This is a genomic window from Ruegeria sp. CG1 (assembly GCF_056537265.1).
The window spans coordinates 148,033-162,853 of the sequence record NZ_JBQFRF010000003.1 but is presented as its reverse complement, the minus strand read 5'-3'; the positions used below and the strand labels follow the sequence as shown (position 1 = coordinate 162,853).

Annotated in this window: 13 protein-coding genes; 7 read left to right on the top strand and 6 right to left on the bottom strand. The window is 58.9% G+C overall.

Annotated features, from left to right (window positions below; translation table 11 throughout):
* Nucleotides 1–40: 40 nt before the first annotated feature.
* Complete coding sequence (locus ACR0AU_RS10310; protein WP_170392480.1) at nucleotides 41–472, top strand: DUF1489 family protein; 432 nt, start codon at nucleotides 41–43, stop codon at nucleotides 470–472.
* On the opposite strand, the gene hisG is transcribed toward ACR0AU_RS10310, so the two are convergent.
* Genes hisG through hisS form a run of 3 tightly spaced genes read right to left on the bottom strand, consistent with a single transcriptional unit; the run spans nucleotide 469 to nucleotide 3,746 of the window.
* Complete coding sequence (gene hisG, locus ACR0AU_RS10305; protein WP_170401909.1) at nucleotides 469–1,158, bottom strand: ATP phosphoribosyltransferase; 690 nt, start codon at nucleotides 1,156–1,158, stop codon at nucleotides 469–471. The genes ACR0AU_RS10310 and hisG overlap by 4 nt on opposite strands.
* Nucleotides 1,155–2,243 carry an ATP phosphoribosyltransferase regulatory subunit gene (locus ACR0AU_RS10300; protein ID WP_480587988.1) on the bottom strand — a complete coding sequence of 363 codons (1,089 nt, stop codon included), beginning with the start codon at nucleotides 2,241–2,243 and terminating at the stop codon, nucleotides 1,155–1,157. Before ACR0AU_RS10300 ends, hisG begins: the two co-directional genes overlap by 4 nt.
* Nucleotides 2,244–2,246: 3 nt before the next feature.
* Nucleotides 2,247–3,746 carry a histidine--tRNA ligase gene (hisS, locus tag ACR0AU_RS10295; RefSeq protein ID WP_480795647.1) on the bottom strand — a complete coding sequence of 500 codons (1,500 nt, stop codon included), beginning with the start codon at nucleotides 3,744–3,746 and terminating at the stop codon, nucleotides 2,247–2,249.
* 125 nt (nucleotides 3,747–3,871) lie between these two features.
* On the opposite strand from hisS, the gene ACR0AU_RS10290 reads away from it, so the two are divergent.
* Nucleotides 3,872–4,066: a SlyX family protein gene (locus ACR0AU_RS10290; RefSeq protein WP_170392484.1), complete on the top strand. Its 195-nt coding sequence runs from the start codon at nucleotides 3,872–3,874 to the stop codon at nucleotides 4,064–4,066.
* 4 nt (nucleotides 4,067–4,070) lie between these two features.
* On the opposite strand, the gene ACR0AU_RS10285 is transcribed toward ACR0AU_RS10290, so the two are convergent.
* From ACR0AU_RS10285 to dnaE, 3 genes are all read right to left on the bottom strand, one after another.
* Nucleotides 4,071–4,439 carry a hypothetical protein gene (locus ACR0AU_RS10285; RefSeq protein ID WP_170392485.1) on the bottom strand — a complete coding sequence of 123 codons (369 nt, stop codon included), beginning with the start codon at nucleotides 4,437–4,439 and terminating at the stop codon, nucleotides 4,071–4,073.
* Nucleotides 4,440–4,444: 5 nt separating this feature from the next.
* Nucleotides 4,445–4,657 (bottom strand): YMGG-like glycine zipper-containing protein, encoded by a 213-nt coding sequence (locus ACR0AU_RS10280; protein WP_170392486.1) that lies wholly within the window; start codon nucleotides 4,655–4,657, stop codon nucleotides 4,445–4,447.
* A gap of 86 nt (nucleotides 4,658–4,743) precedes the next feature.
* Nucleotides 4,744–8,244 carry a DNA polymerase III subunit alpha gene (dnaE, locus tag ACR0AU_RS10275; protein ID WP_480795646.1) on the bottom strand — a complete coding sequence of 1,167 codons (3,501 nt, stop codon included), beginning with the start codon at nucleotides 8,242–8,244 and terminating at the stop codon, nucleotides 4,744–4,746.
* On the opposite strand from dnaE, the gene ACR0AU_RS10270 reads away from it, so the two are divergent.
* The 5 genes from ACR0AU_RS10270 (at nucleotide 8,243) to ACR0AU_RS10250 (ending at nucleotide 14,796) form a co-directional block, all read left to right on the top strand.
* Nucleotides 8,243–8,500 carry a hypothetical protein gene (locus ACR0AU_RS10270; protein ID WP_170733013.1) on the top strand — a complete coding sequence of 86 codons (258 nt, stop codon included), beginning with the start codon at nucleotides 8,243–8,245 and terminating at the stop codon, nucleotides 8,498–8,500. The genes dnaE and ACR0AU_RS10270 overlap by 2 nt on opposite strands.
* Nucleotides 8,501–8,586: 86 nt before the next feature.
* The gene (gene xdhA / locus ACR0AU_RS10265) at nucleotides 8,587–9,948 is read left to right on the top strand and encodes a xanthine dehydrogenase small subunit (protein ID WP_480795645.1); all 1,362 of its coding nucleotides are present in this window, start codon (nucleotides 8,587–8,589) and stop codon (nucleotides 9,946–9,948) included.
* Entirely contained in the window at nucleotides 9,945–12,347 is a 2,403-nt protein-coding gene (gene xdhB / locus ACR0AU_RS10260; RefSeq protein ID WP_170594400.1) for a xanthine dehydrogenase molybdopterin binding subunit, read from the top strand. Before xdhA ends, xdhB begins: the two co-directional genes overlap by 4 nt.
* Nucleotides 12,347–13,282 carry a xanthine dehydrogenase accessory protein XdhC gene (gene xdhC, locus ACR0AU_RS10255; protein ID WP_170733015.1) on the top strand — a complete coding sequence of 312 codons (936 nt, stop codon included), beginning with the start codon at nucleotides 12,347–12,349 and terminating at the stop codon, nucleotides 13,280–13,282. The genes xdhB and xdhC overlap by 1 nt, the downstream gene beginning before the upstream one ends.
* Entirely contained in the window at nucleotides 13,279–14,796 is a 1,518-nt protein-coding gene (locus ACR0AU_RS10250) for an ABC transporter ATP-binding protein (protein ID WP_480795644.1), read from the top strand. The genes xdhC and ACR0AU_RS10250 overlap by 4 nt, the downstream gene beginning before the upstream one ends.
* The last annotated feature ends 25 nt before the right edge of the window (nucleotides 14,797–14,821 follow it).

Here is a 14,821-nt window from a genome sequence, read left to right as displayed (position 1 = left end):
AATATAGGGATCACCCTTGGGACGACTCTGTGGGAAAGCTGTGGATAAGTACGTAAACCTCATCAAACTTTCGGTTGGGTCAGAAAGCGTCGACACGCTGATGGCGTGGCAAGACAGCCGCAAACCACTCTATGAGGACGGATACCCGCGCCACGTCACCCGCATGTGGCCCAAGCGCGACGCTGAAATTCTGAATGGCGGGTCGATCTATTGGGTGATCAAAGGTGTGGTCCAGTGCCGCCAGCGCATCCTGCGGCTGGATGAAGTCCGAGGCGAGGATGGCATCCGCCGCTGCGCCATCGTCCTTGACCCCGAGGTACACAGAACGCAGAACGCTCTGAAGCGTCCATTCCAGGGCTGGCGGTATCTCAAGCCTGAGGACACCCCTGCCGACTTGCCTAAAAATCGCGAGCAGGACGATGCCTTGCCCGACGACCTGAACCGCGCATTAGCGGAAATTGGGGTGCTTTAGGCCAACCTGTCCAGCAGCTCATTCAAAGCCGTCTTTTCAGCCGCATCGTATTTGGCCACGCGGCTGCGCCACAGCGTGGCCTGCGATTGCAGGATCAACCCATCCGACAGGATTTTCAGGTGGTTCGCCCGCAGTGTTTCCCCGGTCGAGGTGATATCGGCAATCGCCTCGGCTGTCTCATTCACCACCGTCCCCTCGGTTGCGCCCTGGCTGTCGACCAGCGTATAATCGGCCACTCCCGCTTCGGTCAGGAATTCGCGGACCAGACGGTGGTACTTGGTAGCGATCCGAAGCCGATGGCCATGCGCCCTGCGAAAACCTGCCGCCGCTGCATCCAAATCATCCAGAGTGTCCACGTCGACCCAGCAGGCTGGGGTTGCGATGATAAGGTCCGCCTTGCCGAACCCCAAAGGTGCAACCTCTTCCACCTGCTGTTCCCAGCGCGGCAGCTTTTCATGCACAAGATCGATGCCGGTCACGCCCAAATGAATGCGTCCCGCCGCCAGCTCGCGCGGAATCTCTCCTGCAGACAATAGGATCAGCGAGACGCCACCAATCCCATCAACCTTGCCCGCGTATTCCCGGTCTGATCCGCTGCGCGACAGTGTAATGCCGCGCTTTTCAAACCATGCAAAGGTCTTGTCCATCAACCGGCCCTTCGAAGGCACCCCGAGTTTCAGGCTCATTGCGCAGCCTCCTCGATTTCGAGCATCAGGTCCGGGCGGATCACGCCGCCAATTGCCGGAATCTCGGCCCCACCACCCAATTGCCTGGTCAGCGCATCATAGCGCCCACCGGTCGCAACCGGTGGCAGATCAGGGCGGCCTTCGGCGTAAAAGCCGAACACAAACCCGTCGTAGTACTCCATCGAGGTCCTGCCATAAGACGCCTCAAAATCCAGTGTATCCACATCCACGCCACGCGCCTGCAGGGCTGCGATACGAGCTTCCAAACGATCCAAAGCAGATGTGATCTGTGGCAGATCAACCGCAATGTCACGCAGTTGTTCCAGCGCGAAAGGCATGGTTTCGCGCACATTAAGCAGCGTCTCCAAACCGGCCAGTTCATTGTCCGAGATCGGCGGCGCAGCGCGGTCTTCGCGCAGGGCATCAATCCGTTCGAGAATTTCGGGCGTGCGGCGCTTGCCTATCATGGGCACGTCAATCGCCAATGGATCGACCGCGTCAAGCAGAGCATCGCGCCCCTCGAGACTAGCTTTGCGTCCGGCATATCGGTCCAGCAAAACGCGGAACCGGCGAGGCCGCCAGAGATGCCGCATCAGTGCAGCCTTACGACGACTAGTGGTCTTGAGACCCTCAACAGCGGCGATCAGAATACCGATATCACCTGTCGCTGCCCGCAAGGGCAGCCCGCGCAATTGCAGGGCAAATAACGAAAACACCTCGGCATCGGCTCCGGCGGGGTCTTCGCGATCAAATACTTCGTAGCCGACTTGGATATACTCATTAGCACGATCCGGATCGTGTTCCTGACGGCGGAACACTTCGCCGGAATAGGTGTATCTTGCTGGTTCAGCCCCGTCGGACATGTGCATCTGCACCACCGGCAGGGTGAAATCCGGGCGCAGCATCTGCTCACCCCGCAGCGCGTCCGAGGTTACGTAAGCACGGGCGCGGATATCTTCTCCATAGAGGTCCAGCAGCGTCCCGGCTGGCTGCAGCAGAGGCGTATCAACCACCTGCGCGCCCGCCGCCTCGAACCGGACACGCATCATGGCGGCGCGGGCCTGTATTTGGGAACGGTTCGGCATGGGTCAGTCCTGATTGTCCAGAATCTCGCGCACCTTAGCGACCAGATCGCCGCGGGGCACTTCGAACTGGCTGGGCCGTTCTTTCCATTCCTCAAGCGTGGCGCTTTCGGCAATCTTGGCGCCAAGAATCAGGTCCTTGATCTGCACGATCCCATTTGCCTTTTCGTCACCGCCTTCGATCACCGCAATCGGAGAGTTCCGCTTGTCCGCATATTTCAGCTGATTTCCAAAGTTCTTAGGGTTGCCCAAGTAGACCTCGGCCCGGACCCCTGCATTCCTCAGTTCAGCGACCATCGTCTGGTAATCCGCCATGCGGTCGCGATCCATGACTGTCACAACCACCGGGCCAGTCGCTTGCGCCGCGATCCGCCCCTTTTCACGCAAAGCGGCCAACAATCGGTCAACACCGATGGAGATGCCGGTCGCGGGTACTTCCTGTCCGGTAAACCGCTTGACCAGATCATCATAGCGACCACCACCCGAGACCGACCCGAATTGCCGCTTGCGGCCCTTCTCGTCGTATATTTCGAAGGTCAGTTCGGCCTCATAGACCGGCCCGGTGTAATAGCCGAGGCCACGCACGACCGAAGGATCAATCTCGATCCGGTCCGAACCATACCCGCCTGCATCCAGCAGCGCACCAATCTGCTCCAACTCAGCGATCCCGTCCGCACCGATCTTGCTGTCACCCACAGCGGCGCGCAGGTTGGCCAGCGTTCCGGCGATATCTGCAGCTTTAGAAGTCAGGAAGGCAATCACCGGCTCGGCCTGATCACCGCTAAGACCAACACCATCGATAAAAGCGCCAGAGGCATCCAATCGGCCTTTGGTTAAAAGCTCACGCACACCAGCCTCGCCCACCTTGTCGAACTTGTCGATCGTGCGCAGAACGTTATCTCGGGCGGCGGCGTCTTCACCCAAACCCATCGCTTCGAGCACTCCATTCAGAACCTTGCGGTTGTTGACCCGCACCAGATAGTCACCGCGCGGGATTCCAACGGTTTCCAGCGTGTCCGACAGCATAGCGCAAATCTCGGCATCCGCAGCCATTGAGGCCGTGCCCACCGTATCCGCATCGCACTGATAAAACTGACGATACCGTCCCGGCCCCGGCTTCTCGTTCCGCCAGACCGGACCCATCGCATAGCGGCGATAAGGCGTCGGCAGGTCGTTGCGGTGCTGCGCATAGACGCGGGCCAGAGGCGCAGTTAGGTCATAGCGCAGGGCCATCCAGTCGCCCCCGGAACCTTTTGAGCCGCCTTCGTCAAACTCCTGCCATGCGAACACGCCCTCGTTCGGGCGGTCCACGTCGGGCAGGAACTTGCCCAACGCCTCAACCGTTTCAACCGCGCTGCTTTCCAAGGCATCGAACCCGTAACGATGATAGACACCCGCAATCGTCCGCAGCATCTCGGTGCGCTGCGTGACTTCCTCGCCGAAATAGTCACGGAACCCTTTCGGCGTTACGGCCTTGGGGCGGGGCTGTTTCTTGGGCTTGGCCATGTGGGGCGTCCTTGGGATTTAGTGTTCCGCGCGCGGTCTATCCCATGGCCCGCATCGGAGCAAGGCGGGGTTTCTCTGGTCAGGGCGTCACAGGGTCGCTATGAGACGCCTATAAGGAGAGCCCCATGCAGCATCTGGAAGAGCAGATCGCCCATCTGACCCGCACGGTCGAAGAGCTGAACTCGGTCGTCACAAACCAACAGAACGAGATCGACCGCCTGACCCGCCGCGTCGAGATGTTGCTGCAGCGTGAAGCAGAACGCGCGCAGGAAGGTTCAGGCGGAGTTGTGTTCGGAGACGAACGCCCGCCGCATTACTGAGGGGTTACAACCCCAGCGTCGACTTCACCGCGTTATCGACCACACCGCCCAGAAGGGCATTCTTGTCGGCGGCACAACCCTCTGACAGAGCAGCAATGAAGGCTTCGCGCAGTTGGGTCTTTTCCTCGTCAGTGGCCGCATGATCTTCGATATTGATCTGGCGGTTATAGAGTGACAGGGCCGTCATTTTTCCAACAACGGCCACGACAAATTCTTCGTCGCCATCAGCCTCCTCTGCGATCGACGCACATGTGTAGTGCATCACAGGCAAGGCATCCTGTACCATCTGCTCTGCTGAATCGTCAGCCAGCGCGAATGTGGGTACGACAAAGAGCGTGGCACAGAAAGTAGATTTTACGAGAATTGACTGCATCAGCTTCACTTCCAGTTATGTCCGATAATCGCACCGGCCACCCCACCGACCGCAGCCCCTTTACCATCGCCGACCAGCGCGCCAACGCCCGCGCCGACCAAGGCCCCGGTAAGAGTGTTTTTCTTCTTTTTGTCGTCTGCATGTACCGCGGTGGCCAATGCCAGTGAACATGCCGCGGCGAGTGTAAATATCCTGAAAACATTGCCTGAACTTGCCATTTCGGAACCCTCCTGTGAAATGACCTTTGAGGATGTTCACCCAGCCTAGCGGGGTCCATCGCGTGTGGCAACATTACGGTTCGGGATCAGATTTCTTCGATCTCCGATATCCCCTCGAGCGATTTCAGCGCGCCTTTGATTTCTGGGTTGATCGGAAATTCCCGGCCCAGATCCATCTCGACCTCGCCTGGCAGTCCGGGATCGAATAGACAAACATAAACAGGTCCCTTGGCCACCCTTTTGGCTGAAGCCTCTGCGCCTTCCAGTACCGTGGCCATGTTCGGCAAAACCTTCGAATCCTCGACAAACACACGCAAACCCGTTGCACCCGCATCGGCCACAACTGTATCAACCGGACCAACGGACCGGCCCAGCAGTTTCAGCTGATCGGCCTCCATGGTCGCTTCGGCCGTCAGTACCACCTGTGCGCCGGTTTCCAGAAACTCTCGGGATTTCTCCAGTGTTTCCGAGAATAACGTGACCTCGAATGCTCCGGTGGGGTCAGAGAGCTGGGCAAAAGCGAACCGATTGCCGCGCGCTGATTTCCTTTCTTGCCGTCCGGCAACGACACCTGCCATCTTGGCAATAAATGGGCCAGAGCGCGCCTTTTCAGTCACCTGATCCAGTGTCAGTACCTGTTTGCGCTTCAGGGCCGGCATATAGTCATCCAGCGGATGGCCGGACAGGTAGAATCCGATAGCCTTGAATTCCTCGCTCAGGCGTTCGGCAGGTAGCCAATCAGGCGAAGGGGACAGACGCGGTTCGGGCAGGTCATCGCCTGCCTCGCCAAACAGGGAAACTTGGTTGGAATTCTTCTGCTCGTGAATCGCCGCCGAATACTGAACCAACGGATCAAGGCTTTCAAACACACGGCGACGATTTTTATCGAGCTCGTCAAAGGCACCGGCGCGCGCCAGCATCTCAAGCGGGCGTTTGCCGACCTTCTTCAGGTCAACACGGCGGGCGAAGTCGAACAGGTTTACGAAAGGCTTTTCGCCACGCCCCTCAACCACAAGATTCATTGCCTCGACGCCTACGTTCTTGAGCGCGCCCAGCGCATAGACCAAATGCTCATCGGCCACATCAAAGGTCGCTTGGGATCGATTCACGCACGGCGGAACATAGGGCAGCTGCAGCCCCTTGCGGACTTCCTCAAAATAGATCGCGAGCTTGTCGGTCAGATGGATATCGCAGTTCATGACACCTGCCATGAACTCGACCGGGTGGTTCGCCTTTAGCCAGCCGGTTTGATAGCTGACCACCGCATAGGCGGCGGCGTGGGATTTGTTGAAGCCATAGTTGGCGAACTTGTCCAGCAGGTTCCAGACTTCGGTCGCCTTGGCCTCATCCACATTGTTTTCGGCAGCACCTTTGAGGAACTTGGGCCGCTCTGCATCCATCGCCTCCTGAATTTTCTTACCCATCGCGCGGCGCAGCAAGTCCGCGCCCCCAAGGCTGTAACCCGCCATTTCCTGCGCGATCTGCATCACCTGTTCCTGATAAACGATGATGCCCTGCGTCTCATCCAAGATATGGTCGATGGACGGGTGCAGCGTGTCGCGTTCGCTAAGCTTGTTCTTGACCTCGCAGAACTTGGGGATGTTCTCCATTGGGCCGGGTCGATAAAGCGCGACGAGGGCGATGATGTCCTCGATACAATCCGGCTTCATCCGCTTGAGCGCATCCATCATGCCAGAGGATTCAACCTGGAACACCGCCACCGTCTTGGCCGCCGAATAGAGTTTGTACGTCGCCTCGTCATCCAGCGGGATGGCGTTGATCTGATTTATTGCCCCTTCGGCGGGTTCATAGAGTTCCGTGCCATCGGGAGCTATGTGAAGGTCACGCCCTGACTTAAAGATCAAATCCATTGCGTTCTGGATCACGGTCAGTGTTTTCAGACCCAGAAAATCGAACTTTACAAGGCCGGCCTGTTCAACCCATTTCATGTTGAATTGGGTCGCAGGCATGTCCGAACGCGGGTCCTGGTATATTGGAACCAGTGCATCCAGCGGCCGATCTCCGATCACCACGCCGGCAGCGTGTGTCGAGGCGTTGCGCAGCAGCCCCTCGACTTGCTGGCCATATGTGAGCAGACGGTCCACGACCTCTTCATTGCGTGCCTCTTCCCGCAGGCGCGGCTCATCCTTCAGCGCCTTTTCGATGGAAACGGGTTTGACGCCTTCGACCGGGATCATCTTGGACAGGCGATCAACCTGCCCGTATGGCATCTGCAATACACGCCCAATATCGCGCACAGCCGCCTTCGACAGCAAGGCACCGAAGGTGATGATCTGCCCCACTTTGTCGCGCCCGTATTTCTGCTGCACGTAGCGGATAACCTCTTCACGGCGATCCATGCAGAAGTCGATATCGAAGTCGGGCATAGAAACCCGCTCGGGGTTCAGAAACCGTTCAAACAGAAGCGAATACCGCAGCGGATCAAGGTCGGTAATCGTCAACGCATAAGCCACCAGTGATCCCGCACCCGAGCCTCGCCCCGGACCCACCGGAATGTCATGATCCTTGGCCCATTGGATAAAGTCGGCAACGATCAGGAAATAGCCAGGGAAACCCATCCCTTCGATAATGCCAAGTTCGAAATCCAGCCGTTCTTGATATTCTTCGGAAGTCACGGCATGCGGGATCACGGCCAGACGTTTTTGCAGACCCTCGTTGGCGATGCGACGCAGTTCGGCGACCTCATCATCTGCAAACTTCGGCAGGATCGGGTCGCGGCGATAAGCCATGAAGGCGCAGCGTTGCGCGATTTCAACCGTATTCTCGACGGCTTCGGGCAGATCGGCGAACAGCGTCACCATCTCCTGCTGAGACTTGAAATAGTGCTGCGCGGTCAGACGTCGGCGACCGTCCTGCTGGTCGACATAAGCCCCCTCGGCGATACAGATCAGCGCGTCGTGGGCCTCGTACATGTCCGAAGTCGGAAAATAGACGTCATTGGTGGCCACCAGCGGCAGGTTCTTGTCATACGCCATCTCGACATGACTGCGCTCGGTCAAGCGCTCGGCCTCAGGTTGGCCTCCTTCGCCTGGGTGACGCTGCAACTCAACATAAAGGCGATCCGGGAAAATCGCGGACAAACGATCCACCAAAGCCTCGGCAGCAGGGCGCTGACCTTGCTGTAACAGCAACCCTACGGGCCCGTCTGGACCGCCGGTTAAGCAGATCAAATCATCTGATCGTTCCGCCAATTCGTCCAAAGTGACCTGCGGCAACTGCCCGCTTTTGTCTACATACAGGCAGGAACTGAGCTTCATCAGATTCTCATATCCCACCTCGGATTGTGCCAGCAGCACCAGCGGCGCGGGTGATTTTGGCTTTTCTCCCGGCTGCGCCTGAACGTAACTGAGATCGACCTGACAGCCCATGATCGGTTGCACACCCGCCCCGCTGGCGGTGACCGAAAACTCTAAGGCCGAGAACATTGAATTGGTATCCGTCACTGCGACGGCGGGCATCTCCATCTTCTGGCACAGGTCCGGCAGCTTCTTCAGCCGCACGGCACCTTCCAGCAACGAATATTCAGTGTGAACGCGGAGGTGAATGAATCGGGGGGAACTGCTCATGCAGGCTAAGCTATCTCAGCCAGCGACGTTGCAAAAGCGGGAACCGGCACCATCGAATGCCGAAAAAATCATCGGTGATTATTCGGCTTTTTCAGAAGGTGCTTCGGGCGCAGGAACGCACACCTTCCCAAAAAGTGTTTATTTTCAATTTATTAAGCTTCACACATACACGACAATCATGGGCCGCTCGGGTGCAATGGTGTATCATATAGGCAGTTTTTCTTGCCAGATAAGGTACGCTGTTTCTAACATCTGACAGCAAGCTACCGCCCGCCACTCTTTCTACGTCGCATCGAAGGAGGGCCGAACGGGCGCAACCGGGTAACGCGACGGGTTTCTCGAATGAACATCACGTTTCTTCTGAACGGAGAGACAGTGGAGCTGCCGGATGTCGATCCGACGGCCACCCTACTGGACTGGCTGCGTGAAGATCGCGGTCTGACAGGCACCAAAGAAGGCTGCAACGAAGGCGATTGCGGCGCGTGCACGGTCATGGTGACGGACGAAGACGGTGCAAAAGCTCTGAACTCCTGCATCCTGTTCTTGCCCCAGCTGCATGGCAAAGCGGTTCGTACAGTCGAAGGGGCAAGCGGCCCGGATGGCGAAGCACATCCCGTTCAACAGGCAATGGTTGACCTGCACGGTTCGCAATGCGGTTTTTGCACTCCGGGTTTTGTCATGTCGATGGTCGCCAGTCATGCGACGGGCGCCACGGATCATGACACCCAGCTTGCCGGAAACCTGTGCCGCTGCACTGGCTATGCACCGATTATTCGCGCCGCGAAAGCGGTCGAGGACCGTCCCGTGCCAGTCTGGGTCAAAGACAAGCCACTCGCATCTTCTGCTGCGTCGCGCATGCTGCCTGAATCTTCCGATGAACTGGCAGCTGTATATGTTGAAAACCCGGATGCCACGCTGGTTGCCGGAGCAACAGATGTCGGCCTGTGGGTGACAAAGCAACTGCGCGACCTGGATCCAGTAATCTTCCTCAACCGTTGCGATGATCTCAAACAAATCACCATCACCGACGATGAAATTCGCTTTGGCGCAATGGTCGACATGAATCGGATGGGTGAGGCTCTGGCCGATCTTCACCCCTCTTACGCCGAAATGATCCGTCGCTATGCCAGTGTTCAGGTGCGCCATGCTGCAACGGTGGGCGGCAACATCGCCAATGGCTCGCCCATTGGTGACAACCCGCCTGCGCTGATTGCTCTGGACGCAACCCTTCATCTGCGCAAAGGCGACACCCGCCGGTCCCTTCCGCTGGAAGAGTTCTTTATCGACTATGGCAAACAGGACCGCGTTCCCGGTGAATTCGTCGAAGCTGTCAGTTTCCCCCGTCAGCTGGATCGCCTGAAGGCCTATAAACTCAGCAAGCGGTTCGATCAGGACATCTCGGCCGTCTGCGGGTGTTTCAACATCACCGTCTCGGGCGGCATCGTCACGCAGGCGCGCATCGCGTTCGGCGGCATGGCCGGCATCCCGAAACGGGCAACCCATGTCGAGGCCGCATTGGTCGGTAAACCTTGGGCGCGCGAGACGATTGACGCCGCGCTGCCTGCCTTTGCTGACGATTATTCACCACTCACGGACATGCGCGCCTCGGCCACCTATCGACTGCAAACCGCCAAAGCGATGCTCGAAAGATACTTCCTGGAAGATCAGGGCGAAGTGACCAATGTGCTGGAGGTATCGGCATGAGCGTGACCAAACCCCTCCCCCACGACGCAGCACCGCTGCACGTTTCAGGAACCGCGCGGTATGTGGACGATATCCCAACACCCAGGGACAGTTTGCATCTGGCTTTTGGCCTCAGCCCGATTGCCAAAGGCAAGATCACCGCAATGGACTTATCTGCGGTGAAGGCTGCCGAGGGCGTCGTGATGGTTATGGCTGCGGATGATCTGCCCTTCGCCAACGACGTATCGCCTTCGATCCATGATGAACCGCTACTGTCGGACGGCACGGTTCACTATATCGGCCAGCCTGTGTTTCTGGTCATCGCCAGCAGCCATCTGGCCGCCCGCAAGGCGGCCCGTTTGGGCAAGATCGACTACGCCGAGGAAACCCCGATCCTAACCGTCGAAGAGGCTCTGGCCGCCGACAGTCGGTTCGAAGACGGCCCGCGCATCTATGCCAAAGGCAATGCTGATGCGGCTATTGCAGGATCCGCCCATGTGATCGAAGGGTCATTCGAGCTTGGCGGGCAGGAGCATTTCTATCTGGAAGGTCAGGCCGCTTTAGCCGTGCCGAATGAAAGCGCGGATATGCTGGTTCACAGCTCGACCCAGCACCCGACTGAGATCCAACACAAGGTGGCTGATGCGTTGGGCGTTCCGATGCACGCCGTCAGGGTCGAGACGCGCCGTATGGGCGGCGGTTTTGGCGGCAAGGAAAGCCAGGGCAATGCGCTGGCCGTTGCTTGCGCGGTCGCCGCTCGCGCAACTGGCAAGGCGTGCAAGATGCGCTATGACCGCGACGATGATATGACAATCACCGGCAAACGCCACGCGTTCCGCATCGCCTATAAGGCCGGATTTGACGAGAACGGCCATATTCAGGGCGTCTCGTTCCACCACTACGCCATCTGCGGCTGGGCACAGGACTTGTCCCTGCCCGTCGCCGACCGCGCGATGCTGCATTCGGACAATGCCTATCTGTTGCCAAATGCACGGATCGAAAGCCACCGGCTGAAGACCAACACCCAATCCGCCACCGCTTATCGCGGCTTCGGCGGCCCGCAGGGCATGGTTGGCATCGAACGCGTGATGGACCACGCTGCGTATGAGCTGGGTCTGGACCCGGTGGAACTGCGCCGCCGAAACTACTACGAACCGGCCCATGCGATTGCCGAGATCACGCCGTCCGAGAAGCCTTTGGGTCATCCCGACCCGCATGAGGACCTGACGAGCCGCGGCGCGGTCGAAACCGGGGACGCCCCCGTGCGCCCTCTGCCCGCTGGTGGCAATACCACACCCTACGGAATGGAGGTCAGCGATTTCGAATTGCACGGGATGACTCAGGCCCTACTGAAATCCAGCGATTACGAAACGCGCAAGGCCGCCATTGCGAAATGGAACGCCGAGAATCGTGTGATCAAGAAGGGCATCGCCTTCTCTCCGGTCAAGTTCGGGATTTCCTTCACGCTGACCCACCTGAATCAGGCAGGCGCTTTGGTGCATGTGTATCAGGATGGCTCGGTCCATCTGAACCACGGCGGCACCGAGATGGGTCAAGGCCTGTTCCAGAAGGTCGCGCAGGTGGCGGCTTCGCGCTTTGGCATCCCCCTGGAGATGGTCAAAATCACCGCCACGGATACGGCCAAGGTACCGAACACTTCGGCCACGGCAGCATCCTCGGGCAGTGACCTGAATGGTATGGCCGTGAAGGCGGCCTGCGATACGATCCGCGATCGAATGGCGGACTATCTGGCCGAGCGGCATCAGGCCGATCCGTCGACTGTCACCTTCTCTGATGGCCATGTTTCGGTTGGCGCAGAACGCTACACCTTCGCTGAAGCTGCGGCGCTGGTCTATCAGGGTCGGATCAGCCTGTCGGCGACCGGTTTCTACAAGACACCCAAGATCGAATGGGACCGGATCGCCGGACGAGGCCGTCCGTTCTTCTACTTCGCCTACGGAGCGTCGGTCACTGAAGTGGCCGTCGACACTCTGACTGGTGAGAACCGCATTCTGCGCACCGATATCCTGCATGATGCCGGTGCTTCGTTGAACCCGGCGTTGGATATCGGGCAGGTCGAAGGCGGTTATGTGCAAGGCGCGGGCTGGCTAACGACCGAGGAACTGGTCTGGGACGGCACGGGCAACCTGCGCACACACGCACCCTCGACCTACAAGATCCCCGCCTGCTCAGATCGACCCGACGTATTCAACGTCGCACTCTGGAATGCCGAAAACCGTGAGGACACGATCTATCGTTCGAAAGCGGTGGGCGAACCTCCGTTCATGCTCGGGATTTCAGCATGGCTGGCCCTGTCGAATGCGGTCGCGGCCTGTGGAGAGGTCTACCCCGCTCTTGATGCACCAGCCACGGCTGAAGAGGTTTGGCGCGGCGTCCAAAAGATGAAGGGAGGCATCTGATGGGATTTGACTTGGAGGCTTTGAGGGAGGCGGTCAAAACCCACGGAACAGTGGTCCGGGTGGTCATCGCCGGCATCAAAGGGTCGTCTCCACGTGAAGTGGGGGCCGCGATGCTAGTCTGGAAGGACGGGCAAAGTGGCACCATCGGTGGAGGCACGTTGGAGTATCAGGCAACTGAAGCTGCGCGATCCCAAACCACCGCCACCCGACTAACGCATCACGCTCTTGGCCCCGACATGGGGCAATGCTGCGGCGGTGCAGTTTCATTGCTGAGTGAAGTATTTGATCATGAAACGCTGAATGCACTGGACGATACCGTCATCGCGCGTTCGGCCTCGGGCGGAGAGATGCCGCTATCGGTCAAACGTCTGCTGGCGGCAGCGCGAGGACAAGGTGCCGCGCCCGAGCCACAACTGATCGAAGGTTGGATGGTCGAACCCGTTCACAAACCGACGCGTATTCTGTGGATCTGGGGCGCAGGCCATGTAGGCCGGGCGCTGGTGGACGTTTTGTCCCCCTTACCCGATCTAGCAATCACCTGGGTCGATACCGGACCCGAGCGGTTTCCCGATGTGGTTCCAACCGGTGTAACCCCGGTTCCGACCGCAAAACCCGCCGAGCTGGTTCACCACGCGCCAACCGACGCCGAGCATCTGGTGCTGACCTATTCGCACAATCTGGATCTGGAACTGTGCAACCGGCTGCTTTCGCACAATTTCCTCTTTGCGGGGCTTATCGGCTCGGCTACGAAATGGGCGCGATTCCGGTCGCGGCTTGCGGCCCTTGGACATCCGCCCGAGCGGATCAGCCGGATCACCTGTCCGATCGGCGATCCGGGCTTGGGCAAACACCCGCAGATGATCGCCGTTGGGGTGGCAGCGCAACTGTTACGCCCCGCCCGACAGAACGAACTGAAGAAGGACCTGAGCGCGTGACCACTCCACTTCTGAGCTTGCAAGGGCTGACCAAAGCCTATCCCGGCGTCGTGGCCAATGATCAGGTGTCCTTTGACATCGGTGAAGGCGAAGTTCACGCGCTGCTGGGCGAGAACGGCGCGGGCAAATCCACGCTTGTCAAAATGATCTACGGGCTGGTGAAGTCCGACAGCGGCACGATGCTGCTGCGTGGGCAGCCCTATGCACCGCCTGAACCGCGCGCCGCCCGTGCGGACGGGATCGCGATGGTGTTCCAGCATTTTTCGCTGTTCGATGCGTTGAACGTCGCCGAGAATATCGCTCTGGGGATGGAGAACCCACCCCCGATGGGAGATCTGGCGTCGCGTATCCGCGAAGTATCCGAAACCTACGGCCTGCCCTTGGATCCTTTCCGTACGGTAGGTGATCTGTCTGCGGGTGAGCGTCAGCGGGTCGAAATCATCCGCTGCCTGCTGCAGGACCCGAAGTTGCTGATCATGGACGAGCCGACCTCGGTTCTGACGCCGCAAGAGGTTGAAATCCTTTTCGAAACGCTGAACAAATTGCGCTCGGAAGGGACATCGATCCTGTATATCTCGCACAAGCTGGAAGAGATTCGAACGCTATGCGACCACGCCACGATTCTGCGGCTGGGTAAGAATGTGGGCGAATGTGTACCAGCCGAAACCTCAGCGCGCGATATGGCTGAGATGATGGTGGGGTCAACCCTGCAGACACCTGAACGTTCCGGCCGGGAATTCGGTGACGTTGCGCTGGATGTCAGCGGATTGTCAGTGCCGTCGCCGTCGGAATTCGGAACCGCGCTTCGCAACGTCCACATGACCGTCCGCAAGGGCGAGGTTCTGGGGATCGGGGGTGTCGCGGGGAACGGTCAGGATGAATTGCTGGGTGTGCTTTCTGGCGAAATTCCGACCACCGCAGATGCGATCAAATTCAACGGTCAACCCATCGGCAAACTCGGCCCGACCGCGCGGCGTAAGCTCGGCGTGTTGACCGCGCCCGAAGAACGGCTGGGCCACGCGGCTGCCCCTGATATGAGCCTGACCGAAAACGCTCTGCTGACCGGGTCGGTCCGCGAGGGGCTGGAGAATAACGGCTTTCTGAAGTGGTCCGAGACCAAGAGCTTTGCCGAAAAGATCATTAGCGCCTTTGACGTGCGTACGCCGGGTCCTGAAAATGCCGCCCGGTCGCTGTCGGGCGGGAACCTGCAGAAGTTCGTGATTGGTCGCGAAGTGCTGCAAAACCCGGATGTTCTGGTCGTGAACCAGCCGACTTGGGGCGTGGATGCGGCGGCGGCGGCTTCGATCCGGCAGGCCATTCTGGATCTGGCGGCCAAGGGAACTGCGGTCATCTGTATCTCGCAAGACCTCGATGAACTGATGGAAATCTCAGACAGCTTTGCCGCCTTGAACGAAGGGCGACTAAGCGCCCCGCGTGAAACCACGGGTCTGACGGTCGATGAGATCGGCCTGATGATGGGCGGCGCGCATGGCATGGAGGTGGCCCATGTCTAAACAGTTAAAAGAAAAGAGAAACGCG

Coding starts and splice junctions, on each gene's coding strand:
- hisG (WP_170401909.1), bottom strand. CDS start 1,158: ATGAGCCTGAAACTCGGGGTGCCTTCGAAGGGCCGGTTGATGGACAAG.
- ACR0AU_RS10300 (WP_480587988.1), bottom strand. CDS start 2,243: ATGCCGAACCGTTCCCAAATACAGGCCCGCGCCGCCATGATGCGTGTC.
- hisS (WP_480795647.1), bottom strand. CDS start 3,746: ATGGCCAAGCCCAAGAAACAGCCCCGCCCCAAGGCCGTAACGCCGAAA.
- ACR0AU_RS10290 (WP_170392484.1), top strand. CDS start 3,872: ATGCAGCATCTGGAAGAGCAGATCGCCCATCTGACCCGCACGGTCGAA.
- ACR0AU_RS10285 (WP_170392485.1), bottom strand. CDS start 4,439: ATGCAGTCAATTCTCGTAAAATCTACTTTCTGTGCCACGCTCTTTGTC.
- ACR0AU_RS10280 (WP_170392486.1), bottom strand. CDS start 4,657: ATGGCAAGTTCAGGCAATGTTTTCAGGATATTTACACTCGCCGCGGCA.
- ACR0AU_RS10270 (WP_170733013.1), top strand. CDS start 8,243: ATGCAGGCTAAGCTATCTCAGCCAGCGACGTTGCAAAAGCGGGAACCG.
- dnaE (WP_480795646.1), bottom strand. CDS start 8,244: ATGAGCAGTTCCCCCCGATTCATTCACCTCCGCGTTCACACTGAATAT.
- xdhA (WP_480795645.1), top strand. CDS start 8,587: ATGAACATCACGTTTCTTCTGAACGGAGAGACAGTGGAGCTGCCGGAT.
- xdhB (WP_170594400.1), top strand. CDS start 9,945: ATGAGCGTGACCAAACCCCTCCCCCACGACGCAGCACCGCTGCACGTT.
- xdhC (WP_170733015.1), top strand. CDS start 12,347: ATGGGATTTGACTTGGAGGCTTTGAGGGAGGCGGTCAAAACCCACGGA.